General features: G+C 62.3%; 22 protein-coding genes. 14 read left to right on the top strand and 8 right to left on the bottom strand.

The window, feature by feature from the left end; genetic code table 11:
* Positions 1-11: 11 nt before the first annotated feature.
* Together DQW77_RS08235 and DQW77_RS08230 are read right to left on the bottom strand one after the other, a co-directional pair.
* Positions 12-1754 (bottom strand): heparinase II/III family protein, encoded by a 1743-nt coding sequence (locus tag DQW77_RS08235; RefSeq protein ID WP_113257736.1) that lies wholly within the window; start codon positions 1752-1754, stop codon positions 12-14.
* Positions 1755-1850: 96 nt separating this feature from the next.
* On the bottom strand, positions 1851-3134 hold the full coding sequence (locus DQW77_RS08230) for an RsmB/NOP family class I SAM-dependent RNA methyltransferase (protein WP_113257735.1): 1284 nt from the start codon (positions 3132-3134) through the stop codon (positions 1851-1853).
* 66 nt (positions 3135-3200) lie between these two features.
* Here DQW77_RS08230 and DQW77_RS08225 point away from each other — a divergent pair, with 66 nt between their 5' ends.
* Positions 3201-3377, top strand: coding sequence for a DUF1674 domain-containing protein (locus tag DQW77_RS08225; RefSeq protein ID WP_113257734.1), 177 nt, complete (start codon positions 3201-3203; stop codon positions 3375-3377).
* Positions 3378-3438: 61 nt separating this feature from the next.
* On the opposite strand, the gene DQW77_RS08220 is transcribed toward DQW77_RS08225, so the two are convergent.
* Together DQW77_RS08220 and dapB are read right to left on the bottom strand one after the other, a co-directional pair.
* The gene (locus tag DQW77_RS08220) at positions 3439-3792 is read right to left on the bottom strand and encodes a dihydrodipicolinate reductase (RefSeq protein ID WP_113257733.1); all 354 of its coding nucleotides are present in this window, start codon (positions 3790-3792) and stop codon (positions 3439-3441) included.
* Positions 3793-3843: 51 nt separating this feature from the next.
* The gene (gene dapB, locus DQW77_RS08215; protein ID WP_113257805.1) at positions 3844-4662 is read right to left on the bottom strand and encodes a 4-hydroxy-tetrahydrodipicolinate reductase; all 819 of its coding nucleotides are present in this window, start codon (positions 4660-4662) and stop codon (positions 3844-3846) included.
* 87 nt (positions 4663-4749) lie between these two features.
* Here dapB and rbfA point away from each other — a divergent pair, with 87 nt between their 5' ends.
* From rbfA to pnp, 8 genes are all read left to right on the top strand, one after another.
* A complete protein-coding gene (gene rbfA / locus DQW77_RS08210) occupies positions 4750-5145 on the top strand; it encodes a 30S ribosome-binding factor RbfA (RefSeq protein WP_113257732.1) in 396 nt (131 codons plus the stop codon).
* Positions 5146-5215: 70 nt separating this feature from the next.
* The gene (locus tag DQW77_RS08205; protein ID WP_258523791.1) at positions 5216-5902 is read left to right on the top strand and encodes a phosphodiester glycosidase family protein; all 687 of its coding nucleotides are present in this window, start codon (positions 5216-5218) and stop codon (positions 5900-5902) included.
* Positions 5903-5957: 55 nt separating this feature from the next.
* Positions 5958-6866 (top strand): tRNA pseudouridine(55) synthase TruB, encoded by a 909-nt coding sequence (truB, locus tag DQW77_RS08200; protein ID WP_113257730.1) that lies wholly within the window; start codon positions 5958-5960, stop codon positions 6864-6866.
* Between the two features lie 39 nt (positions 6867-6905).
* Positions 6906-7439 carry a DUF1643 domain-containing protein gene (locus DQW77_RS08195; protein WP_113257729.1) on the top strand — a complete coding sequence of 178 codons (534 nt, stop codon included), beginning with the start codon at positions 6906-6908 and terminating at the stop codon, positions 7437-7439.
* Complete coding sequence (locus tag DQW77_RS08190; RefSeq protein WP_258523790.1) at positions 7436-7714, top strand: DUF5665 domain-containing protein; 279 nt, start codon at positions 7436-7438, stop codon at positions 7712-7714. Before DQW77_RS08195 ends, DQW77_RS08190 begins: the two co-directional genes overlap by 4 nt.
* A gap of 105 nt (positions 7715-7819) precedes the next feature.
* Positions 7820-8992, top strand: coding sequence for a calcium-binding protein (locus DQW77_RS08185; RefSeq protein ID WP_113257728.1), 1173 nt, complete (start codon positions 7820-7822; stop codon positions 8990-8992).
* 146 nt (positions 8993-9138) lie between these two features.
* Entirely contained in the window at positions 9139-9408 is a 270-nt protein-coding gene (gene rpsO / locus DQW77_RS08180) for a 30S ribosomal protein S15 (protein ID WP_113257727.1), read from the top strand.
* 350 nt (positions 9409-9758) lie between these two features.
* The gene (gene pnp, locus DQW77_RS08175) at positions 9759-11894 is read left to right on the top strand and encodes a polyribonucleotide nucleotidyltransferase (protein WP_113257726.1); all 2136 of its coding nucleotides are present in this window, start codon (positions 9759-9761) and stop codon (positions 11892-11894) included.
* A gap of 59 nt (positions 11895-11953) precedes the next feature.
* On the opposite strand, the gene DQW77_RS08170 is transcribed toward pnp, so the two are convergent.
* Positions 11954-12412: an Lrp/AsnC family transcriptional regulator gene (locus DQW77_RS08170; protein WP_113257725.1), complete on the bottom strand. Its 459-nt coding sequence runs from the start codon at positions 12410-12412 to the stop codon at positions 11954-11956.
* A 136-nt stretch (positions 12413-12548) separates the two neighbouring features.
* Here DQW77_RS08170 and ald point away from each other — a divergent pair, with 136 nt between their 5' ends.
* From ald to DQW77_RS08150, 4 genes are all read left to right on the top strand, one after another.
* Positions 12549-13667 (top strand): alanine dehydrogenase, encoded by a 1119-nt coding sequence (ald, locus tag DQW77_RS08165; protein WP_113257724.1) that lies wholly within the window; start codon positions 12549-12551, stop codon positions 13665-13667.
* Positions 13668-13894: 227 nt separating this feature from the next.
* Positions 13895-14941 (top strand): ABC transporter permease, encoded by a 1047-nt coding sequence (locus DQW77_RS08160; protein ID WP_113257723.1) that lies wholly within the window; start codon positions 13895-13897, stop codon positions 14939-14941.
* Positions 14942-14954: 13 nt separating this feature from the next.
* On the top strand, positions 14955-16145 hold the full coding sequence (locus tag DQW77_RS08155) for an ABC transporter permease (RefSeq protein ID WP_113257722.1): 1191 nt from the start codon (positions 14955-14957) through the stop codon (positions 16143-16145).
* 55 nt (positions 16146-16200) lie between these two features.
* Entirely contained in the window at positions 16201-18291 is a 2091-nt protein-coding gene (locus DQW77_RS08150) for an ABC transporter ATP-binding protein (protein WP_113257721.1), read from the top strand.
* 150 nt (positions 18292-18441) lie between these two features.
* Here the strand turns inward: DQW77_RS08150 and DQW77_RS08145 are convergent, their stop codons facing one another.
* Positions 18442-20088 carry an ABC transporter substrate-binding protein gene (locus DQW77_RS08145; protein ID WP_113257720.1) on the bottom strand — a complete coding sequence of 549 codons (1647 nt, stop codon included), beginning with the start codon at positions 20086-20088 and terminating at the stop codon, positions 18442-18444.
* Positions 20089-20318: 230 nt separating this feature from the next.
* Here DQW77_RS08145 and aroC point away from each other — a divergent pair, with 230 nt between their 5' ends.
* Entirely contained in the window at positions 20319-21422 is a 1104-nt protein-coding gene (aroC, locus tag DQW77_RS08140) for a chorismate synthase (RefSeq protein WP_113257719.1), read from the top strand.
* Positions 21423-21467: 45 nt separating this feature from the next.
* Here aroC and DQW77_RS08135 read toward each other — a convergent pair whose 3' ends face one another.
* Together DQW77_RS08135 and DQW77_RS08130 are read right to left on the bottom strand one after the other, a co-directional pair.
* Positions 21468-22916 (bottom strand): TrkH family potassium uptake protein, encoded by a 1449-nt coding sequence (locus tag DQW77_RS08135; RefSeq protein ID WP_113257718.1) that lies wholly within the window; start codon positions 22914-22916, stop codon positions 21468-21470.
* Between the two features lie 58 nt (positions 22917-22974).
* The gene (locus DQW77_RS08130; RefSeq protein ID WP_113257803.1) at positions 22975-23451 is read right to left on the bottom strand and encodes a MarR family winged helix-turn-helix transcriptional regulator; all 477 of its coding nucleotides are present in this window, start codon (positions 23449-23451) and stop codon (positions 22975-22977) included.
* Between the last annotated feature and the right edge of the window lie 133 nt (positions 23452-23584).

The following is a 23584-nucleotide window of genomic DNA, read 5'->3' as shown; positions in this document are numbered from 1 at the left end:
TTTCTGTCGTTTCAATCTTCAGCCGCGGGCATCAAGGCATCCTGTGCAAGATCCCGGATGCTGATCGGTGTATCCTGCGCCTTGGCAAGCGACCACCTTGTGCGTGTCGCATACTCCATCGCGCGCCCGGATAGAACAATCTGTTTGGTCGCACGCGGCTTCAAACGTCCTCTTTCCAGATAAACGCTCGGCTCAACGGTCATTTCGCAATGTCCGTTCGAGCGGAATACCCAGATTTCGCCGCTTCTGAGCGCCATTGAAACGGCCGTGCCGCCCATGTCCAGCGCCACATCGACCTCCGGGTGCAGGTGGAACCGGATGTCAAAGGGAATTCCCTGAAGCTGCGTGGCATCAAGCGTCTTGTCGAACCGGCGCTTTGCCGAATCATCAAGAGCGATCAGAAGATCCTCACCCGCGATCCCACGACCATCGAACGTCATTTCGAGGATCCGCGCGTGGGTCAAGCCGTAGGCGCGCTCATACCCGTCATGTCCGCCCTCGAACCGGAGCCCGCCCTGGGCCTGGCTCATCTCGATCGGAACTTGCCTCGGAATGTCCGTCAGCATTTCCTGCCGTCCCGCCGATCCGCCCAGGCGGGCGCTTGAGCGCCCGTCCAGGACCAGCGCGGAATGCGAGGGGGTCGCCCGGCCCGCGCGGCGCCATTCGGCTCCGAAGGTGTCACCCGAGCCGCAATTCACGATCAGCGGCCGCCGTCCCGATGTCAGCTCGAACGCCAGTGTCGAGGCATGCGCATTGCTCGAGGCTCGGCCTGAGGGCGGCGCGCTGGCATCGACGATCAGCGTGGTGCGCCCGGCACTCAAACGCGCAAACCCCATCGCCAGCCCGTCCGGCTGACTGCCCTTCACGCCACTTGCCGCAAGCGCATGGTCCAGCCGGCCTTCCAGACCGCGGCCACCGCCGTGAAACCGCGCCAGCCCACCATCCGCATGCCGCAATGTGCGCAGGGTGGGTGCAATCCTTTCTATCGCGCCCTGATGTTCGGACGACGTACCCATACCCGCCTCCTCCAGCGCCATCGACGCCCAGGTCAGCAGGGTGAACACTTCAAGCAGTTCTTCCGGGTTGCGCGTCGGAAGCAGGCCATGCTCATCGATCTGTGCCGCGCATTCCCGTGCCAGCGCCTGGACCGCCGGGCCGACATGCCGCTGCATCCCCTCCAGCGCCAGACCTGCATAGATGAGACCCGTCAGAGCCTCGAAGCGTGGCAGCCCCGGCCGCGACGCCTGCCAGCGCCGTCCCAGAAAGATGGTCTGCTGCCCCAGGGACAGGAAAAAGGCATCCGACCCGGCTTTCTCCTGGCCAGCCAGGAGGAACAGGGCGTGATTGATCCAGCGGATCAGGCGCCGGCCGGACAGATCCGGGGTCCAACCCGGGCCGCGCCCTCCTCCGAAACGGGCAATCCAGCCCCACAGCCAGTCCTGCGCACAGGCCCGAGCCTGCGTATCCCCCACCGCAGCGAGGTCATCGAGCCACGAAAACCCGTGCGCCATGTCGGCAAAAGCGTAATCGGGCGCGTCCAGATCCCAAAGGCTGGTTTGCGGCGCCTGGAACAGGTGGCCAGCGAACAGGATGTTCCCGGCCATCAACTGCCGCCCGCGCGCAAAGCTGCCGATGGTCCGCGGTTCCGGCCTCGAAACAAATCCCGTTGCCGGGCGCGCCGCGGTCGCGCGACGTGCGTGAACATGGTTCATAAAGCGCGTCCAGCGCGCCGCTCGCTTTTCCGGATCGGACATCTGCCTTGCCTCTGCACGCTCTTGACGGCGCACCCTGACATCACAATACAGCGTGGCGGTGCATAAGTCACCGGCAGATTCACCACCCGTGGCCGGTCATCGTCGATGACGCAGGCATGCCATGAAAAAACCGTCCATGCCGCCACGCTCGGGCCAGTAATCCGGCCGCAGGCGCAGACCACCCTCCGCAGTGATCCAGCCGGGATCGACCCCGAGGCGATCGGCCGGCACCGCCACCACCTCGAGCCCCTCATGCCGGTCAAGCACGTCCTCGATCTGACATTCGCCCTCATCCGGCAACAGCGAACAGGTACAGAAAACCAACTTTCCACCGGGCCTGAGCAAGCCGATCGCGCGATCCAGCATATCCGCCTGCAACGTGATCAGGCCTTCGATCCCGGCACCGTCGCGCGCATGTGGCAAATCCGGGTGCCGACGGATCGTGCCGGTGGCAGAACAGGGCGCATCGAGCAGGATGGCGTCATAGGGTCCACCGTGATGGGCAAGGACATCCTGCGCCATGCAATCCGCTTTCAGCCCGGCACGATCCAGGTTTTCCCGTACCCTGCGAAGGCGTTTTTCGGATATGTCGACAGCGGTGACCACCGATCCGGCGGCGGCAAGCTGCATGGTTTTCCCGCCCGGCGCTGCGCAAAGGTCAAGCACGGTTTCACCCGGCTGCGGGGCGAGCAGGCGCACCGCGATCGCGGCGGCAGCATCCTGAACCCACCAGGAACCGTTGTCATAACCCGGCAACGCCGAAACCTGCGCGTTCCGGTTCAGGCGTACAGATCCCGTTGGCAACAATTCGCCGCCTGTCATGGCCGCCACACCCGACGGATCGTCCCGTGCCGTCAGGTCCAGTGGCGCGGCGTTGAAATGCGCGGCCTCGATCGCCTGCACCACCGGTCCGCCATAGGCCTCCAACAGCGGATCCCGGAGCCACTTGCGCAGCCGCGGCAACCGCAGGTCATTCCACGTTTTCGGCCCTTCATCCGCGATCTTTCGCAGCACGGCGTTGATCAAGCCCTTGAGGTTTCCGTAGCGGGGATGCGCCCCGATGATCGCCACTGCCTCGTTGACCACGCCATGCGCATCGCCACCCTCGCACAGCTCGACCGTTGCCAGCCGCAGCACATTGAAGGCGTGAAGCGGCGGTGGTTTGCGCAAGTGACGCTTGAGCAGCCGATCGGCCCGCTCCAGCCCGCGCAGCGTGTCATTGGCCAGCCGATGCGCACGCGCCCGGTCCGCCGGATCCAGCGCGTCCAGCGCGCCCTCACTCAGCAGGTCACTGACGAGCCGCCGTTCACCGATGACCTGATCCAGTAGGTGAACTGCGCGCGCACGGGCGCCTGATGTGGCATTGGCAGGCTTTTTCATTGATCGTCCTTGCTCGGGAACAGACGAGGCGTATATCAACACGGCAGGAACGAAGGAACCCTGTTCATGACCGACGAAACCCGACAGCTCCCTGCCGAAGCCCTGCGCGCCCTCGCCGAGGCCGAGGAACGCCGCCGGAACAACCCCGATCCCGACTTGCCGACCGAATTGGGCGGTCGCAAGGGGCTCGAACCGGTTCGATACGGTGATTGGGAAAACAAGGGATTGGCAATCGATTTCTGACGGCACTGTGCAGGTCTCCACCCGGTCATGGCCGGACCCGCGGAAATCTTTGTCCTGCCGCTCAGCGGAGGTTCAGGTCGGCGTGATCGCCGTCGCCCCGGTCGGAGATGAAGCGGATGGTGCCCCCGTCAACCTTGACCGCCTGACAATTCGGTCCCAGGTCAAGGCTCCCCCAGTAGAGCGACCGACAGAAATACCCCGACCGCCATTGCCAGGCGCCGCGCACGTCGCGCCCGAATGCCCGCCCGCGAATGGCCCCTTCCGGTGTTACCTTGAGCTTGATGCCGAAGCGCGTCAGGTCGCGCCCGTCGATGATCGAAACGAACCCCTGCCTTTCACGCACGGTTGAAAATCCTTCAGCGGAGGCCGGCGTGGTAATGAGCAGGGCAATGATAGTGGCAGTGACGGTTCGCATCGCGTGACCCTCCGGTGCTTTGGGTGGGTACGCACCGTCGACAGAACCGGATCACTCTTCGGTCAAACCGAGGACATCCAGCATGTCGTATTCACCCGGCTTGCGTCCCCGTCCCCACAAGGCCGCCTTGACTGCGCCGCGGGCAAATACTTTCCGGTCACTGGCGACATGACGCAGGACAATCCGTTCTCCGGCCGCCGCGAACATCACGTCATGTTCACCAACGATATCTCCACCGCGAATGGCCGAGAACCCGATATGGCCGCGTTCGCGTTTGCCGGTCATGCCGTCGCGCCCCCGGTCCGACACGGACTCCAGCGCCACTCCCCGCCCGTCAGCCGCCGCTTGCCCCAGCATGAGCGCGGTGCCCGAGGGCGCATCGACCTTCTGGTTGTGATGCGCTTCTGTGATCTCGATGTCATAATCCTCGTCCAGGGCGGCGGCGACCTTCCGGGTCAGCTGCGTCAGCAGGTTGACCCCGAGACTCATGTTGCCGGCCCGGACGATGACAGCATGACGTGCCGCCGCCGTGACCGCCGCAAGGTCTTCCCCGGACATGCCGGTCGTGCCGATCACGTGAACTATCCGTGCCTGCGCCGCCAGACCTGCGAATTCGACAGTCGCCGCCGGGGACGTGAAATCAATGATTCCCTCAGCCCGGGCGAATGCCTCCAGCGGATCGTCGGTGACCGCCACGCCAAGCGGCGGGCCACCCATCGCTTCGCCCAGATCCTGACCGATCCAGTCATGTCCGGGACGCTCTACCGCGCCTGCAAGCATCGCGCGGTCGCCATGGGTGATCTCCTGCACAAGCATCCGGCCCATGCGCCCCGAGACACCCGTTACCACGAATCCCGGCAAATCCGTCATCAGTTGCTTCTCCCTTGCCATCCGCGCCTTCCTTAGCGTGCGCATCGGCGCTTGGCAAAACTTGCCTGAAGCCTTAGATGCACCTTCATGAGCAGGAACAATTCCCAAGCCGGGCGCGGACCGTCGCAACGCCAGCTTCGCGTCGGCGAGCTGATCCGGCGGACGCTGTCGGAAATCCTCGTGCGGGACGACATCCACGACCCCGAGCTCAACCGTATTTCGGTCACTGTCGGCGAAGTGCGTACCTCCCCCGATCTGAAGGTGGCAACGGCCTATGTCCTGCCGCTTGGCGGTGAGGGGGCCGAGGATCTCGTTGGCCTGCTGGCCCGCAACAAGGGGGAACTGCGCCGGTTGATCGGGCGCAAGCTGTCGCTCAAGTTCGTACCGGACCTGCGATTCCGCCTTGACCGGACCTTTGACCGCATGGACGATACACGCCGGCTTCTGGATCAGGACGATGTGCGCCGCGACCTCGACGATTAGGGCGCTTCTGGGCGCATTGATTGCGTTATGCGCCGAAGCCGGCGCAGTGCAAGCCGCGGAATGCCGGGGCATGGATCACGCAGGATCGACCTTCACGGTCTGCGAGGTCGACGCGGCACAGTCCGATCTGCGGCTTTTTCTACGCGACCCCGAAACCGGACAGCCCCTGGGCAGTTTCGACAACGTGGACCGGATGCTCGCCAGAAGTGGCCATCGGCTTGGCGTTGCCATGAACGCCGGGATGTATCATCCCGACAGGCGTCCTGTTGGTCTTTACATCGAGGACGGTCGCAAGATCGCCGGGCTGGTCGAAACGGCGGGGCCGGGCAATTTCGGCCTGCTGCCCAACGGTGTCTTCTGCATCCGCAAGGGCCGGGCCGACGTGATGGAGACCCGTCGTTTTGCGCGCGAACGCCCGGCCTGCCGCCATGCCACCCAATCCGGCCCGATGCTGGTGATCGACGGGGCGTTGCACCCGCGTTTCCTGCGCGAGAGTGACAGCCGTTTCATTCGCAACGGTCTGGGCAGTTCCGAAGACGGGCGCCGCGTGGTCCTTGCCATTTCCGAAACGCCTGTAAATTTCCATGATTTCGCGACCCTCTTCCGCGATGTTCTGGACCTTCCGCAGGCGCTCTATCTTGATGGCAACATCTCGCGGCTCCACGCCCCCGGCCTGAACCGGCACGACGGGGGTTTTCCGATGGGGCCGATTCTCGGCACCGTGGTGCCGGCGGACGATCAGACAGCACCGGATTGACGACACCGCGACCTTTCGCTACCTCCCGCGCTTCGGCAGCACACTGGAGGACTGCATGGCACGCAGACGCAAAGGGCGCGACATCTCGGGCTGGCTGGTCGTGGACAAGCCCGCCGGCCTCACATCGACCTCCGTCGTGAACAAGGTACGCTGGGCGCTTCAAGCCAGGAAAGCCGGACATGCCGGTACGCTGGACCCCGAGGCAACCGGCGTTCTGGCCATTGCCCTCGGTGAAGCGACAAAGACGGTTCCCTACATCACCGACGCGCTCAAGGCATACAGTTTCACCGTCCGGCTGGGCCAGGCCACCAATACGGACGACGCTGCGGGAGACGTGATCGCCGCAAGCGACGTGCGCCCCGGGGACGCCGAGATAAAGGAGGCGCTCAACGCGTTCGTCGGGGACATCCTTCAGGTGCCGCCACAATACTCGGCGGTCAAGATCGACGGCGAACGCGCGTACAAGCTGGCACGAGAGGGTGAGCAGATGGAAATCGCCGCCCGTCCCCTCTGGGTTCGGGAACTGGTGATGACCGATCGCACCGACAACGATCATGTCACGCTGGAAATGACGTGTGGCAAAGGCGGGTATGTGCGGGCCATAGCCCGGGATCTTGGCGCCGCACTCGGCTGTCACGGCCACGTCACGACATTGCGCAGGATCTGGTCCGGACCGTTCGATGCCTCCGAGGCGCTGGCGTTCGACGAGGTCGAAAGGCTCGCCGGCGATCCCGAGCTCGAGTCCCACCTGCGTCCCCTCGAGGACGGGTTGGCGGACCTTCCCGAAGTGGGCTGCGCATCGGGGTCCGTGGCGAGGCTGCGAAACGGCAACCCGGCACCGGTGATCGCGCGTGACCTGGACTACGGAGAAGAGGCCTGGGCCTCGGAAAACGGAAGCGCCATCGCCGTTGGCCGCTACCGCGGCGGAGAGTTGCATCCGACGCGCGTCTTCAACCCGCGTTGATGCCTTGAATCCCGCCGCTCTGCCCGGCACAAGAATGTCATGATCACGCGCAACCACAGCAAGGGCGATGCCGAATCCAGCGCTGTCTATTCGGATTGCGAGAAATACCGCTATCTGCTGACCCGGACATGGGACACCTGCGGGCAGCGGGCGCTTTTCATCATGCTCAATCCCTCCACCGCGACCGAGGTTCAGAACGATCCCACCGTCGAACGCTGCGAACGGCGTGCACGGACCCTGGGTTTCGGTGCTTTCCGGGTGACCAACATATTCGCGTGGCGTGAAACAGATCCCGGGAAGATGCGTGCCGTTCCCGATCCTGTCGGCCCCGAGAACGATCACGCCATCGAAGAAAGCTGCGCGTGGGCGGACCGGATCATCGCTGCATGGGGAGCTCACGGAGCGCATCTGAACCGTGGCGCCCGTGTCCGCGATCTGCTGCGCCGCACGGGGCGCCCGGTCCATCATCTTGGCCTGACACAGGCCGGGCATCCGCGTCATCCGCTCTATATCGCTTACAGCAAGGAGCCCGAGCCATGGCTGCTGACACCACCCCTCGACCAGGCGGAGTGAACGATGAAGACACCAAGACGGATTTCGCCCGCCTGGCGGACGAGCTTCAAACACTGAACCGCCACCGTTTCGTGAGAATCCACAATTCGCTCTGGCGGCTGGTCATGTTCCAGTTCCTGCGCGGGCTCGCCTTCGGACTGGGCTCTGTCGTCGGGGCGACGGTCCTTGTCTCGATCGTCGTCTGGTGGTTGTCGCAGTTCGAGTTCATTCCCATTGTCGGTGACTGGCTGGGGCAACTCGTGGACCAGATCGAAACAACCCGCGACCCCGAGTGACACGCCGAGGAATGACGCCATATTAACCACTTGGCGCGGCTTTCATTGATTAATCGGACCGCTTCACCCACCCTGCCTTGGGGGTCTTGGTGTGGAACGAAGGTGATGATGGGTTTCCTTGCAGGCCTGATGGGAATGGCCGCCATAGGTGCGGGCGCTTTTTTCGGAATGTCCGAACCCGATGACGAGGACGAGCCCGGAGAAGAGACCACCAATGAGGAGTCGTCCGATACCGTGGACGAGAACTCTGGCGATAGTGTCATGGATTTTGCAACCGGGGAGGCATCAGACTGTGATGATGCCGACGGCAACACGGCAGAAGACGCACCGCCTGACATCGGCCCGGAGGACCGCGCCACACCCGCCGCGGAGACACAGCCGGATGAGACTGAATTGCCCGGCTTGACCACAGTGCAGGCTGTTCCCGATGCCTCCGAAGACAGCGATGACCCGGACGAGACGATCTCAGCGGGCACGGACAACGCCGACACGATAACCGGTGCGCCGGGTGTTGATCTCGTCAATGGATATGCCGGTGACGACAATGTGCGCGGCGGTGGCGGGGGTGATCGTCTCTGGGGCGGCGAAGGTGATGACAGGGTTCGGGGCGACGCGGGTGATGACACTGTCCACGGGCAGGACGGTGATGACCGGCTCTGGGGCGGCAAAGGCGCTGACTCGGTATTCGGACACAACGGCGACGACAGCCTTGACGGCGGCATGGACGATGACAGCCTTGTTGGCAGCGCCGGGAATGACGGCCTGATCGGCGGGTCAGGTGACGACGCGCTGCATGGCGGTTTGGGCAGTGACACGCTTTCGGGTGATGGTGGGCAGGACAACCTGTTCGGGGGATGGGGGGACGATGCCCTGTCGGGCCTGCTGAACGATCCGGCCACCGGTGCCCTCGATGACATCGACGGGCGCGACTACCTCAATGGCGGGGGTGGCAACGACATGATCCTTGCCGGAAAGGAAGACATCGTCACGCCCGGAACCGGCGCTGATACCGTTGCACTCGGGGATTGGATAACGCCGGGCCATGCGGCCGAAATCCTCGGTTTCAGTGCCGAAGAAGACGGTATCATGGTCCTGTTCGACGATAGCGCGGATGCCGACCCGCAACTGACCCTCGAAATGGATTCGGAGGATGCTGCACGACAGCATATCCTGCTCAATGGTACCCGGATCGCCTCGGTCGCGGATGCGCCGGGCTTGGGCCTTGGACACATCACCCTCGTCGCACAGAGCAGCCTTCCGGCCGTTTCCGGCGCATGATCCGAAGAGTCCGATTGCCTCTTTCCTTTCAGATCGAAATCTCCTATACGCGCGCTTCGTCCGGTGGTGCCGGGCGCACTCTCCATGGACCCTGCTGGACGACATCCCGGCTTGTGCCCGCAACACGAACCCGAAAGGAGACCCCGATGTCGATTACCGTTGAAGAGAAAGCCCGTGTTCTCAAGGAATTCGCCACCAAGGAAGGCGATACCGGTTCACCCGAGGTGCAGATCGCGATCCTGACCTCGCGGATCACCACCCTGACCGAGCACTTCAAGACCCACAAGAAAGACAACCACGGCCGCCGTGGCCTGCTCAAGATGGTCGCGCAACGCCGCAAGCTGCTGGACTATCTCAAGGGCAAGGACGAGGCCCGTTATCGCGACCTCATCAAGCGTCTCGGCATCCGCCGCTGAGGATCCCCCGGCCAAGCTGAACGCCCGCCTTGTTACAGGCGGGCGTTTGTGTTTCATTTCAAGGCTTTCGGTCAGGCGCGCTTTGCCGGGACATCGGTGATTGCGATCCGGTGACCAGCGCCGCGTCCGCCGTTGCCTGTGCGCCTACCGCGGATATCCGGCCCATGCCGCCGCAGCGTGCACATCCCCGCTTTCCTTCCGTGGCGAACTGCTGTATCCCGCGCGCATCTGAAACGTGACGCCTTAGACCCCGGCGCATGGGATGATGAAGGGGTCGGCGGCAATGGGGCCGCCATGGAAACGGAGGACCCGGGATACGCCCGGGAGAGCCTCCAGACAGGATACGATACATGTTCAAAGTAACGACGAAATCAATGCAGTGGGGCGAGGAAACGCTGACACTGGAAACCGGCAAGGTTGCCCGCCAGGCCGATGGTTCGGTCATCGCGACGCTCGGTGAAACCAGCGTCATGGCCAACGTGACCTACGCGCGCCAGCCGCGCGAGGGGCAGGATTTCTTTCCGCTCACGGTCCACTACCAGGAAAAATACTATGCCGCGGGCAAGGTGCCCGGCGGCTTCTTCAAGCGCGAGGCACGCCCGACCGAAAAGGAAACGCTGACCGCGCGCCTGATCGACAGGCCGATTCGTCCGCTTTTCGTGGAAGGGTTCAAGAACGAGGTGCTCGTCATGTGCACCGTGCTGAGCCATGATCTTGTCAATGACCCCGATATCGTGGCGATGATTGCCGCCTCGGCCGCGCTGACCATTTCGGGCGCGCCGTTCATGGGGCCGATCGCGGGGTGTCGCGTGGGCTACGAAGCGGGCGAGTATGTCCTCAACCCCGAGATCGACGACATGCATGACTTGCGCAACAATCCCGATCAGCGGCTCGACCTGATTGTCGCTGGCACGGCCGACGCGGTAATGATGGTCGAGTCCGAGGCTTATGAACTGACCGAGGACGAGATGCTTGGCGCCGTCACCTTCGCGCATGACCAGATCAAGCCGGTGGTGGACCTCATCGTTTCACTTGCAGAGGACGCCGCGAAGGATCCCTTCGATTTCCAGCCTCCCGATTATGCCGCCCTTTATGACGCGGTGAAGAATGCCGGTGAGCAGAAGATCCGCGATGCCTATGCCATCACCGACAAGCAGGAACGCACCAACGCGGTCTCGGCGGCCAAGGACGCGATCCGCGGAACCCTCGACGAGGGCCAGCTGGAGGATCCGAATCTCGGCGCTGCGCTCAAGAAGCTGGAAGCGTCAGTCCTGCGCGGTGATGTCGTCAAGACGGGCAAGCGCATCGACGGACGTCCGCTCGACCAGGTGCGCCCGATCGTTTCGGAGACCGGCCTGCTGCCGCGCACCCACGGCTCGGCCCTTTTCACCCGTGGCGAGACCCAGGCGCTTGTTGTCACAACGCTGGGCACCGGCGATGACGAACAGTTCATTGACGCGCTGCACGGCAACTTCCGCTCCAACTTCCTGCTGCACTACAACTTCCCGCCCTACTCGGTGGGCGAGGCGGGTCGCGTCGGGCCCCCGGGACGGCGCGAGATCGGTCACGGCAAGCTCGCGTGGCGTGCGCTTCAGGCGGTGCTGCCGCCGGCCACGGATTTTCCCTACACGATCCGGCTGGTCAGCGAGATCACCGAATCCAATGGATCCTCCTCGATGGCCTCCGTCTGCGGCGGGTCGCTTGCGATGATGGATGCGGGCGTGCCGCTCAAATCGGCGGTCGCAGGCGTGGCGATGGGCCTGATCCTCGAGGAGGACGGCGATTATGCCGTGCTCACCGACATCCTCGGTGACGAGGATCATCTTGGCGACATGGACTTCAAGGTTGCCGGCACCGAGAATGGCATCACCTCGCTGCAGATGGATATCAAGGTCGCGGGCATTACGCCGGAGATCATGAAGAAGGCGCTCGCGCAGGCGAAGGACGGCCGGATGCACATCCTTGGCGAAATGTCCAAGGCGCTTTCGGAAACGGCCGAATTCTCGGTCCACGCGCCGCGCATCGAGACGATGCAGGTGCCCACCGACAAGATCCGCGAAGTGATCGGCTCGGGCGGCAAAGTGATCCGCGAGATCGTCGAGGTCTCGGGGGCCAAGGTCGACATCAACGACGAGGGGATCGTCAAGATCGCCTCGCCCGACGCCGAATCGATCAAGAAGGCCTACGACATGATCCACTCGATCGTGGCAGAGCCGGAAGAAGGCGGGATCTACAAAGGCAAGGTCGTCAAGATCGTCGATTTCGGCGCCTTCGTGAATTTCTTCGGCAAGCGCGACGGGCTGGTCCATGTCAGCCAGATCGAGAACCGCCGCCTGAACCATCCCTCTGACGTCCTCAAGGAGGGTCAGGAGGTCTGGGTCAAGCTGCTGGGCTTCGACGATCGCGGCAAGGTGCGCCTCAGCATGAAGGTTGTCGATCAGGAGACCGGTGAAGAGATCAAGAAAGAGGAACAGGCCGAGGGCTGAGCCCTTCCCGTTTCGTCATGTCGCATGGGCCCCGGCGTTTTCGCCGGGGCCTTTTCGTATCAAACCGGCAGCGCCGTTGTCTTGCACACCGTGCGCAGCGCGAAGCTGGATTGCATCTGCGCCACGCCCGGCAGGCGTGTCAGGTACTGACGGTGGATGCGGGCGAAATCCTCGGTATTCTCGGCCACGATCTTGAGGATGTAGTCCGCGGTTCCGGCCGTCAGGTGACATTCCAGAACGTCAGGGATCCGCGCCACCGATTTCTCGAATGCCTCCAGAACGTCGTCAGCCTGGGTCGAAAGGGTGATCTCGACGAACACGGTCGCCGGGACGCCCATCTTGTGCGCATCCAGAAGCGCAACGTAGCCGCGGATATATCCCTCGGCTTCCAGCCGCTGCACCCGCCTGTGACAGGCACTGGCCGAAAGGTTCACCTCGTCGGCAAGGTCGGCGTTCGATATGCGCCCGCGCCGCTGCAGAACGGTCAGAAGCCTGCGATCTGTCGCGTCCAGGGACATAAATGATAGAGCCTCCTGCCATTTGCAGTTAACATCGAATTATATTCACATAAACGCGCAATTGGCGAGTGAAATTTCAATCCCATTGCGGGCTTCCTGATCCATGATTTTGAAAAGTCACCCAGGGAGGATCGTCATGAAAATAGGCTGCCCCACGGAAATCAAACCGCAGGAGTTCCGCGTAGGTCTGACACCCAACGCCGCGCGCGAAGCCGTATCGCACGGTCACGAAGTCATCGTTCAGGCCGGGGCCGGGGCCGGAGCCGGCTTCGATGACGCCGATTACACCACCGCCGGCGCGTCCATCGCGGACAGTGCCGAAGAGATATTCGCCAGCGCCGAGATGATCGTGAAGGTCAAGGAACCGCAGGCGGGCGAGCGCAAGATGCTGCGGGAGGGGCAGCTTCTCTTCACCTATCTGCACCTCGCGCCGGATCCGGAACAGACCCGCGACCTGCTTGCCTCGGGCTGTACCGCGATCGCCTACGAAACGGTCACCGACGCCCGCGGCGGCCTGCCGCTTCTGGCACCGATGTCCGAGGTGGCCGGCCGGCTTGCGCCACAGGTCGGGTCATGGACCCTGCAGAAGGCCAATGGCGGGCGCGGGGTGCTGATGGGGGGTGTGCCCGGCGTCGGACCGGCGCGCGTGGCGGTGATCGGCGGCGGTGTCGTGGGCACTCACGCGGCCCGGATCGCGGCCGGCATGGGCGCCGACGTGACTGTCCTGGACCGATCCCTCGACCGGATGCGTTATCTGGACGATGCGTTCAGCGGCCTTTTCAAGACCGCCTATGCCAGCGCCGGCAACAACGCCGACATGGTGGCTGAGGCCGACATGGTGATCGGCGCGGTCCTGATTCCGGGCGCGGCCGCGCCCAAACTGGTGACCCGTGCGCAGCTCTCGACCATGAAGCCCGGCGCTGCCATCGTCGATGTCGCGATCGACCAGGGTGGCTGCTTCGAGACCTCGCGTGCCACCACGCACGAGGACCCGATCTACGAGGTCGACGAGATCATGCATTACTGCGTCGCCAACATGCCCGGCGCGGTGGCGCGCACTTCGACCATCGCGCTCGGCAACGCGACCATGCCCTTCATGCTGGCGCTTGCAGACAAGGGATGGCGGCAGGCCTGCGCCGACGATCCGCACCTTCTGGAAGGGTTGAACGTGCATGCCGGGCAACTGACGTACTACGCCGTGGGCAAGGCCCTTGGTATCGACGTGATCTCGCCGCAGAAGGTGGTCAGGGGATGACACCCCCCTCCCGGCCCGCTCCAAGCACCCGGCGCGGCCGGCTCGCAACAGTCTGACACGCCGCGCGGCCACGGATATCACCTGTCTGCGCGGCGGCTGATTATTGCGCGCCAGCAATACAATTTGTCGTAAAATGTCCCTGTCAAGAGCCTTGTCGGGCACAAGGCGCTGGACCGAACATCTTTTCTGTCTTAGCAATCTAGGTCAGGCAATTCGGGGGGCCGTACATGGGAATGTTCATATTGCGCCGGGTCGGGGTCTTGATCCTCACCTCGCTGTGTCTGACATTCGTGGTCTTTTTCCTGACCAATCTCTATCCGAACCTGGAAAAACTGGCCAAGACCCAGGGCAACTTCCGCATGACGGACGAAGAGGTGGCCACCTACCTGAACAACAACGGGTACCTGCAGCCTGTCTTTGCGAAGTACGGTCAGTGGCTCGGGGTTCTTCCCGGCTACGTGATCGAAGGTACCGATGGCACGGTCCGCGCAAAATGTGCCGGCCCTGACGAGCCGCTCGAAGAGGCGCCGACCTTTTGCGGTGTCCTGCAAGGCAATTGGGGCTACTCCACCGTTTTTCGCGACGATGCCGGCGGTATCATCGCTGAGAAACTGGCGCTGACCGGCAAGCTGATGTTCTGGGTGATGCTGCTCATGGTGCCCTCGGCGCTGGTTCTCGGGGTTCTGGCTGGCATGCGCGAGGGGTCGCGCACCGACCGGACCCTTTCCACCGTTGCCATTACCACCACAGCCACGCCGGAATATGTTTCGGGCGTGATCTTCATCGCTGTTTTCGCCAGCACCACGGTCGGACTGAAATGGTTCAAGGGCACCGCCACCTCGGCGATGGACGGCGCCAATTTCGAGAACTTCTTCCTTCCGGTCCTGACCATTGCACTTTATGGCATGGGCTATATCGCCCGAATGACGCGCGCCTCGATGGCCGAAGTGATGACCGCGCAGTATGTTCGCACCGCGCGCCTCAAAGGGGTGAAGTTCCGCAATATCGTTCTCAGGCACGCGCTGAGAAACGCGCTGATCGCCCCCTTCACCGTGATCATGCTTCAGTTCCCGTGGCTTCTGAACGGTGTCGTGATCGTCGAGACACTGTTCAACTACAAGGGTTTCGGCTGGGTGCTAGTGCAGGCCGCCGGCAACAACGATATCGAACTCCTGTTGGGCGTCTCGGTCGTCTCGGTCTTTGTGGTGCTCGTCACGCAGCTGATTTCGGATATCGGCTACGTCTATCTCAATCCGCGCATCAGCGTCAGCTAAGGGAGATCGCACCATGGGAGGAGAAGTGCTTGGCTGGGGCGAGATCATCGGCCGCATGTTGATGCAGTTCATGCCGGTATGGATCGCGCTTGTCATCACCTTCGCGCTGTCGATCACCTACAAGCGCCGGCTGGGCCTTTATGGCAAGCTCTTTGACAGCGTGATCGGGATGATCGGCTTTGCCATGGTGATGTTCTGGATATTCACAGGCGTGTTCAACGGCTTCTTCGACCTGATCGCGACACATGACGTCCTCGGTCAATCTTCGTCGATGAAGAACAAGCCGCCTGGCACACCCTACACCAAGCTGATCGGAGGCGTGGACCCTGATGCTTACGGCTACTACCTTCTGGGCGGCGACAACCTTGGCCGCGATGTTTTCTCACGCATGGTCGCCGGCGGCTGGGAGGTGATCAAGATCGCCCCCTTCGCAACCATTTTTGCCTTCATGGTGGGCATCACCCTTGGCCTGCCGGCGGGGTATTACGGCGGCAAGTTCGACACCACGCTGTCCTTCGTGGCCAACCTCATCCTCGCCTTCCCGGTGATCCTGCTGTTCTACCTTCTGGTGACACCGGAGATCGTACAGACGGGCATCCCGGTTTACATGGCCGGTGTTCTGTTCATCTTCCCGATCATCTTTCTCATCATCCTGTGGAACTCACGCTTTTTCACGCAACCGGCGACCCGCAACCTCTATATCGGGATAACGCTGGTGCTGGGGCTGTGGCTCTACCTCGGGATTGCCTGGGATGCCGATCCGTTCGGCCTGATCAGCTTCCCGCCCAATCTATTGGTGGTCTTCGTCTCGGTGGTCTTCGTGAATTCCCCAACCGTATTCCGGATCGTGCGCGGCCTGACCCTCGACATCAAGACACGCGACTATGTCGCCGCGGCGCAGACCCGTGGCGAGGGGCCGTGGTATATCATGCTTTGGGAAATCCTGCCCAATGCGCGCGGTCCGCTGCTCGTGGATTTCTGCCTGCGCATCGGTTACACCACCATCCTTCTGGGAACGCTGGGTTTCTTCGGTTTGGGCCTGAGCCCCGAAAGCCCTGACTGGGGCAGCACCATCAATGAGGGCCGCAAGCTCCTGACCATCTATCTGCATCCGGCGCTGGCGCCCGCGCTGGCATTGCTGAGCCTCGTGCTGGGTCTGAACCTGCTGGCGGACGGCCTGCGCGAGGAAAGCCTGAGGGATTGACCCATCCATACGACCGTCTTCGCGGCGCACCGCGGTAAGGGAAAAGGAACCGACCATGTCCAAACACGACGCCCATGACGGCCCGATCCTGGAGATAGACAATCTGTCGATCTCGTTCTTCACCCGGCTGCGCGAAATCCCTGCGGTCATGGATTTTTCGGTTTCCGTCCAACCCGGCGAAGCGGTCGGACTGGTGGGAGAATCCGGCTGCGGAAAGTCCACCGTTGCGCTTGGCGTGATGCAGGATCTGGGCGTCAACGGCCACATCGTGGGCGGGACGATCAAGTTCAAGGGCCGTGACCTGGGCCAGATGTCAGTGGACGAGCTGCGCGACATCCGCGGCAACGAGATCGCGATGATCTACCAGGAGCCGATGGCCTCGCTCAACCCGGCGATGCGGGTCGGCAAGCAGCTCATGGAAGTGCCCATGATCCACGAGGGCGTTTCCGAATCGGAAGCCCGCAAGCGGGCGCTGGAAGTGGTGAACGACGTGAAACTGCCCGACCCCGAGCGGATTCTCCGGGCCTTCCCGCACCAGCTTTCCGGTGGTCAGCAGCAACGTATCGTCATCGCCATGGCGCTGATGTCCAAACCCTCGCTGCTGATCCTCGATGAGCCGACAACGGCGCTCGATGTCACCGTCGAGGCGGCGGTCGTCGATCTGGTAAAGGGCCTGGGTGAGAAATATGGCACTTCGATGCTGTTCATCTCCCACAATCTCGGCCTGGTGCTGGAAACCTGTGATCGGATTTGCGTGATGTATTCCGGCGAAGCGGTCGAAACCGGCTCCATCAAGGATGTCTTCGACAAGATGCGCCACCCCTATACACAGGCGCTTTTCCGCTCCATTCCGTTACCCGGCGCAGACAAGAACACGCGCCCGCTCAAGGCCATTCCGGGCAATTTCCCGCTCCCGCACGAACGCCCGCCCGGCTGCAACTTCGGCCCACGTTGCGATTACTTCGAGGATGGACGCTGCGATGCCGCCGAACTGCACATGGAAGCCGTGGAAGGTGACACAAGGCACGACACGCGATGCCTGCGCTTCCGCGAGATCGATTGGGACGCTCCGGTTCAGGCAATGGATCAGGTCGCGGCGACCGAAGTGGGCGAAGTTGTCCTGAAGATGGACGATTTGCGCAAATACTACCGCGTCGCGGCCAACGCCTTGTTCGGCAGCAGCGGCGCTCACAAGGTTGTGAAAGCCAATGAAACCCTGAGTTTCGAAGCTCACGAGAGCGAAACACTGGCCATAGTGGGCGAATCGGGTTGTGGTAAATCGACCTTCGCCAAGGTGCTGATGGGGCTGGAAACGGCCACGTCGGGAAAGATCCTCCTGGACGACCGCAACATTGAACATATCCCGATCGAACAGCGCGACACGCAGACCGTGGCGGATATCCAGATGGTTTTCCAGAACCCTTTCGACACGCTGAACCCGTCGATGACGGTTGGGCGGCAGATCATGCGGGCGCTGGAAATTTTCGGCATTGGCAAGACCGAGAAGGAACGTCGTGCCCGCATGATGGAGCTTCTGGACCTCGTGAAGCTGCCGAGGGAATTCGCCGATCGGATGCCGCGCCAGCTGTCGGGTGGCCAGAAACAGCGGGTCGGCATCGCCCGGGCATTCGCTGGTGGCGCCCGGATCGTTGTGGCGGATGAACCCGTCTCGGCCCTCGATGTTTCGGTTCAGGCCGCTGTGACAGACCTGCTCATGGAAATCCAGCGCAAGGAAAAGACGACGCTCCTCTTCATCAGCCATGACCTTTCCATCGTGCGTTACCTCAGCGACAGGGTGATGGTGATGTATCTGGGTCATGTGGTTGAGCTGGGAACCACCGCGCAGGTATTCTCGCCGCCCTATCATCCCTATACAGAGGCACTGCTTTCGGCGGTCCCCATCGCCGACACCCATGTCGAGAAGCAACACATCGTCCTCGAGGGTGACGTGCCTTCTGCCATGAACCCGCCGTCAGGCTGCCCTTTCCAGACCCGCTGCCGCTGGAAGCGCGAGGTTCCCGGCAATCTCTGCGAAGAAGAAGTCCCGCCGGTACGCATGCTGGCCGATGGTCACCAGGTCAAGTGCCACCTCGCCGATGATATCCTCGCGCGGATGGAACCCGTCATCAAGATCGCCGCGGAGTAGCGTGGCACCATGGTGCGCGGGGTGCGCGGGGGTCGAATGCCCCCTGCACCCTGATGGCCGGCGCGCTTACGAGAATCGAAATTGCGGCCTGCGCAAAAAAACCGGCGGCGCGATTGGCGCCGCCGGTCGATTTGTCGGAAATTCCGGAAATCAGGTTTCCAGCCACACCTTTTCCAGGTGCATTTCCCGGAACTGGTGACGCTCGTAATTGTGGACCTCCGGCACGTGGTGAAGCGCCTGGTTGCGCCAGAACGGCTGCACGATGGCGCCGTCGTCCTGAAGCATCTTCTGCAGCTTGGCCGAGTATTCCCTGCGTTCGTCGGCGTCGAAGACCCCGATAGCCTCTTCCAGAAGCGCGTCGAACTCGGGGTTGTTATGGGCTGATTCATTCCACGCCTCGCCGCTCTTGTAGGCGAGGACCAGAACCTGCACACCCAGCGGACGCGGGCCCCAGTTGGTCGTGCTGAACGGATATTGTGTCCAGTCGTTCCAGAAGGACGATCCGGGGATCACGGTGCGCTTGAGGTTGAACCCCGCTTCCCGCAACTGCGCACCGATGGCGTCCGACGTGACCTTGCGCCAATCACCGTCGATGGAAATCAGTTCGATTTCGGTCTCGCCGTGCCCTGCCGCCTTGGCCATTTCTATCGCCTTGGCCGGATCCGGCGAGATCTTGGGTATCTCGGCATATTCGGGGTGGAACGGCGCCACGTGGTGGTTCTCTGCGGGGATGCCCTCGCCGTTGATGCCAAGTTGCAGCGTCACGGCATTGTCCACGGCCAGCTGGATCGCGTTACGCAGTTCCTTGCTGTCAAATGGCGGCGAGTCCGACCGCATCCGCGCTACGATGGTATTCGCCGTCGCCTTGGACTTCTTGACCAGCCCCAGGCTGTCCATCGTGTCGATGAAATCGGCGGTGGTTTCGTCGTTGACGTGGATCTCGCCACCGTCGAACGCCGCCACGATCGCCGCGCCGTCGGTGCCGAAATCAATGAACTTCACACCGTCGAGATAGACATCTCCACCCCACCAGGAGCCATTCTCGCGCCGCTTGACCTCGGCCTGGTTACCGATCTCTAATGCGACCAGTTCGAAGGGCCCGGTGCCGATCGGAGCATCGGCAAGGTCGGTATCCGGGCCGTGGCTGCGGTGCACGATCAGTGCCGGGTAATCAGCCATGCCGGCAACAAGCGTGATGTCCGGTTTGGGCAGGTTCAGCTGAACCGTGTAATCGTCCACACGCTCGATCACGCCTTCGCCGGCCTTGCCGGTATCCGGGTCGATCAGGGTGGACATGCGCGAGGCCATCGAGTTGCCTTCGGTCGCCTTGTCGCACCAGCGGTTGAGGTTATGGATCACGTCGTCGGCATCGAAGGTGTCGCCGTTGTTCCACGTCACGCCTTGGCGAACCTTGAGCGTGTAGGTCTTGGCGTCATCGCTGACTTCCCAGCCCTCCAGAAGCATCGGCTTGAAGGTATAATCCATGTCCCAGCGCACCAGCGGCTCGCAGAACTGGCGTGCCACGTTGCCCTTCTCGGACCAGTCGTACTTGCGCGGGTCAGTGATCTCGAGCACACGGCTCGCGATGCGCAGGACACCGCCCTTCTGGCCCTCCTCGGCATGGGCCGGTGTTGGTGCCGCCATGCCCAGCAGACCATAGGCCGCCGCCGAACTGGCACCGAACGTACTGGCAAGTGACAGGAACTCGCGGCGATCCATCTTGCCTGCCTTCGTGTCCTCGGCCATCTTGCGTACGATCGGGCGTACGTTTCGTTCAATCCGGTCTTGATCGTTCATTTGAATTTCTCCCTGTTGGTCTTTCCGGTTCTTCGCAGAACCTTTTCCACGAACCCGGCGATATTGTTATCAATCGTGCGGCATCGCGCCACCCTTTTTCTGCATCACTCAGGAATTGGCGCAGGCCGATCCCCGGTATCCCTCACCGGGCCCGGGGGTGCGCCGACGAAGCGAATGGGCTTGAGGCGCGGGCGGTGCACGGCTAGATCACCCCGCAAAGGAGCCTTTACATGAGCCTCAACACATTCGGACATCTTTTCCGCGTCACGACGTGGGGCGAAAGCCACGGTCCGGCGCTTGGCGCCACGGTTGACGGCTCACCGCCGGGCATTCCACTTGACGAGGGTAAAATCCAGCACTGGCTCGACAAACGTCGCCCCGGGCAGAACCGCAATACCACCCAGCGACAGGAATCGGATACCGTCCGAATCCTGTCCGGTGTCTTCGAGGGCCGGACCACCGGCACGCCGATTCAGCTGATGATTGAAAATACAGATCAGCGATCGCGCGATTATGGCGACATTGCACAGACTTTCCGCCCGGGACATGCCGATATCACCTACCATCTGAAATACGGCCACCGGGATTATCGGGGCGGCGGGCGCTCCTCGGCGCGGGAAACGGCAGCGCGCGTGGCGGCGGGCGGCGTGGCCCGCGCGGCGCTGGACGCGCTTGTGCCGGGCATCCGGATCAAGGGCTACATGACCCGCATGGGCGAAATGACGATCGACCGCGACCGATTTGACTGGGACGCAATCGACAGCAACGATTTCTGGGTGCCCGATGCCGATGCCGCACCGGAATGGGAGGCCTACCTGCAGAAGCTCCGCAAGGAGAAGAATTCCGTCGGCGCCATGATCGAGGTGGTCGCAAGCGGCGCGCCGGCCGGACTCGGCGCGCCGGTCTACGCGAAACTTGATACGGACCTGGCCGCGGCCTGCATGTCGATCAACGCCGTCAAGGGCGTCGAGATCGGTGAGGGCATGGCAGCGGCTATGCTGACCGGTACGCGCAACGCGGACGAGATCTTCCTGGGTGATGGCGGGCCCGAGTTTTCCTCCAACCACGCCGGCGGCATACTCGGCGGTATTTCGACAGGCCAGGACATCGTGGTGCGCTTCGCGGTCAAGCCGACCTCTTCGATCATGACACCGCGCCGGTCGATCCGGTCCGACGGAACGGAAACCGAGGTTGTCACCAAGGGTCGCCATGATCCATGTGTCGGCATTCGCGCCGTGCCAGTGGGCGAGGCGATGGTCGCCTGCGTGATCCTCGATCACCTTCTCCTGCATCGCGGCCAGGTCGGCGACGGGCCGCGCGGCGTGATCGGCTGAAGCGCCGGATCAGGCCGGTTTACAGTTCCGGACACTCCCGGCGTTTCAGGACCGCCAGAAGGACAGCGTGAAGATCGCGTAAACCGCCAGAAGTTCCAGCCTTCCGATCAACATGGCGGCGGACAGCAGCCATTTCGCCGTATCGTTCAGGGACGAGAAATTCCCCGACGGCCCGATCGTGTCTCCCAGACCAGGACCGATATTCGCCAGTGCCGCGGCGGCGCCTGATACAGAGGTCGTGAATCCCAGGCCGGTCAGACCGAGCGCGACCGCAAAGAGACCGAGCGTGACGATGAAGAAAACGAAGAAGGACATGACCGAGTTCAGAACGTCATCTTCGATCGCCCGTCCTCCGTAACGCGGAGTGAAAACGCCATGAGGCGCCCTGATACGCCGCAACTGCGATGCAATGGACGCAAAAAGGATCTGATAACGGAAAATCTTGATCGAACAGGAGGTCGATCCGGCGCATCCCCCGATCAGACCGGCAAAGAAGAGGATCGCCACGGGAAACGGACCCCACAGCATGTAATCCTCGCTCGCGTAGCCGGTACCCGTCAGGATCGAGACCGTGTTGAAGACAACCTTTCTGAACAATTGCTCCGACGGGGCGGACAAGCCGGACATCTGCCAGAGCGAGAGGACAAGCACGAGGCAAAGGGCGGTCATGAAAAAACCCCTGACCTGCGCATCCTGCAACAAGGGCCGGGCCGTTCCCGCGGTCATCTGCACGAACCGGATATAAGGCAAAGCGGCCAGCAACATGAAAATCGCGGCAACGTACTCCGTCGCCATGCCGAAAGCCCCGAATGACGCGTCGTAGTTTGCAAAACCGCCTGTCGCAATGGTTGTCATTGAATGCACCGTCGCGTCGAAAATGCTCATGCCGGTGAGCACGTAGGCCAAGGCGCACATCAGGGTCAGACCCAGATAGATGACCGAAATGCGCGATGCGATCTCGGTCGCGCGGGGCAGGATCTTGCCCGTCGTCTCATAACCCTGCGATCGGAATATCTGCATCCCGCCAACCCGCAGTTCGGGCAGGAAGACCATGGCGACGACAATGATGCCGACACCGCCGATCCATTGCAGGATACCGCGCCACAACAGCAACCCCTTGGGCATGTCGTCGAGCCCGGAAAGCACCGTGGAGCCGGTCGTGGTCAGCCCGGACATCGCCTCGAAGAAGGCATCCACGAAACGGGACTCGGTATCGCCGAAGACAAACGGCAACGAACCGAAAACCGGCAGGACAACCCATACCCCGGTCGTCAGAAGGAACGTTTGCTGAAGGTTCAGGCCGGCCTGAACGCCATTGCGGCACGACAACGCCCCCGCTCCCCCGACAAGCATCGTGAGAATCGCGGTTTCGGCAAAGACTTCCCAGTGGCCACGTCCTTCGGCGATGTCCACGAGCATCGGCAACAACATGGCGAAACCGAGCACCGTGACCATCAGGCCGACGACGTATCCGACGGGTCTGAGATCAATCATGGCGCAGCGTTGTCCCCGCATTCAGCGGGTGTCAAGCACGGGTCAATCACTGAAAATCCTATCCGGAACGGTCTATGTCGCCGACAGCAAGGACCGGCGATGCATCCATTTCGGCCGCATCGAGCATCGCCGAAACACGTTCAAGGGCGGCAACGATCATCGCCTGCTCCCAATCCTCCAACGCCTCGAACTGCTTTACGTAACGCTGTTGCAAGGCATCCGGGGCATTGAGTATCTTTTCCTGCCCTTGCGCCGTGATCTCGAGGCGGGTCTGGCGCCTGTCCGTTTCGGACCGCCGTCGCGTGAGCAACCCTTTCGCCTCGAGTTTCTTGATCAGGGCGGATATCGTTGCCTGCGTCACACGCATCCGGCTTGAAAGCTCGGTCGGCGTCGCGTGGCCCTTCTCGGATACGATCTGAAGCACCCGAAGCTGAACCGCCGACAGCCCCGCCGCGCGGGCCAGGTCGCGCGAATATTTCTCGGTGGCGCGCAGAATTCGGCGCAGAGCGATCAAACTGACATCGGTGCGGTCCATCGGTGACTCCATTGCGGATCGCACAAATCTACCCGCTATGTGCAAATTGGCAACACGTCAAAGATTTATGCATAATTCAATGACCTTTCCGGTCTGGAATATAGCGTAAATTAACAAAATTTTTGCTTTTTTC

Origin of the sequence: Roseovarius sp. TE539 (assembly GCF_003298505.1) — a bacterium.
Lineage (GTDB): Bacteria > Pseudomonadota > Alphaproteobacteria > Rhodobacterales > Rhodobacteraceae > Roseovarius.
The sequence above is the reverse complement of the archived record's forward strand: the minus strand, read 5'-3'. Positions and strand labels throughout refer to the sequence as shown.

What these genes read in the sequence shown, in the direction of transcription:
- DQW77_RS08235 (WP_113257736.1), bottom strand. Translation starts at nt 1,754, where the DNA reads ATGTCCGATCCGGAAAAGCGAGCGGCGCGCTGGACGCGCTTTATGAAC.
- DQW77_RS08230 (WP_113257735.1), bottom strand. Translation starts at nt 3,134, where the DNA reads ATGAAAAAGCCTGCCAATGCCACATCAGGCGCCCGTGCGCGCGCAGTT.
- DQW77_RS08225 (WP_113257734.1), top strand. Translation starts at nt 3,201, where the DNA reads ATGACCGACGAAACCCGACAGCTCCCTGCCGAAGCCCTGCGCGCCCTC.
- DQW77_RS08220 (WP_113257733.1), bottom strand. Translation starts at nt 3,792, where the DNA reads ATGCGAACCGTCACTGCCACTATCATTGCCCTGCTCATTACCACGCCG.
- dapB (WP_113257805.1), bottom strand. Translation starts at nt 4,662, where the DNA reads ATGACGGATTTGCCGGGATTCGTGGTAACGGGTGTCTCGGGGCGCATG.
- rbfA (WP_113257732.1), top strand. Translation starts at nt 4,750, where the DNA reads ATGAGCAGGAACAATTCCCAAGCCGGGCGCGGACCGTCGCAACGCCAG.
- DQW77_RS08205 (WP_258523791.1), top strand. Translation starts at nt 5,216, where the DNA reads ATGGATCACGCAGGATCGACCTTCACGGTCTGCGAGGTCGACGCGGCA.
- truB (WP_113257730.1), top strand. Translation starts at nt 5,958, where the DNA reads ATGGCACGCAGACGCAAAGGGCGCGACATCTCGGGCTGGCTGGTCGTG.
- DQW77_RS08195 (WP_113257729.1), top strand. Translation starts at nt 6,906, where the DNA reads ATGATCACGCGCAACCACAGCAAGGGCGATGCCGAATCCAGCGCTGTC.
- DQW77_RS08185 (WP_113257728.1), top strand. Translation starts at nt 7,820, where the DNA reads ATGATGGGTTTCCTTGCAGGCCTGATGGGAATGGCCGCCATAGGTGCG.
- rpsO (WP_113257727.1), top strand. Translation starts at nt 9,139, where the DNA reads ATGTCGATTACCGTTGAAGAGAAAGCCCGTGTTCTCAAGGAATTCGCC.
- pnp (WP_113257726.1), top strand. Translation starts at nt 9,759, where the DNA reads ATGTTCAAAGTAACGACGAAATCAATGCAGTGGGGCGAGGAAACGCTG.
- DQW77_RS08170 (WP_113257725.1), bottom strand. Translation starts at nt 12,412, where the DNA reads ATGTCCCTGGACGCGACAGATCGCAGGCTTCTGACCGTTCTGCAGCGG.
- ald (WP_113257724.1), top strand. Translation starts at nt 12,549, where the DNA reads ATGAAAATAGGCTGCCCCACGGAAATCAAACCGCAGGAGTTCCGCGTA.
- DQW77_RS08160 (WP_113257723.1), top strand. Translation starts at nt 13,895, where the DNA reads ATGGGAATGTTCATATTGCGCCGGGTCGGGGTCTTGATCCTCACCTCG.
- DQW77_RS08155 (WP_113257722.1), top strand. Translation starts at nt 14,955, where the DNA reads ATGGGAGGAGAAGTGCTTGGCTGGGGCGAGATCATCGGCCGCATGTTG.
- DQW77_RS08150 (WP_113257721.1), top strand. Translation starts at nt 16,201, where the DNA reads ATGTCCAAACACGACGCCCATGACGGCCCGATCCTGGAGATAGACAAT.
- DQW77_RS08145 (WP_113257720.1), bottom strand. Translation starts at nt 20,088, where the DNA reads ATGAACGATCAAGACCGGATTGAACGAAACGTACGCCCGATCGTACGC.
- aroC (WP_113257719.1), top strand. Translation starts at nt 20,319, where the DNA reads ATGAGCCTCAACACATTCGGACATCTTTTCCGCGTCACGACGTGGGGC.
- DQW77_RS08135 (WP_113257718.1), bottom strand. Translation starts at nt 22,916, where the DNA reads ATGATTGATCTCAGACCCGTCGGATACGTCGTCGGCCTGATGGTCACG.
- DQW77_RS08130 (WP_113257803.1), bottom strand. Translation starts at nt 23,451, where the DNA reads ATGGACCGCACCGATGTCAGTTTGATCGCTCTGCGCCGAATTCTGCGC.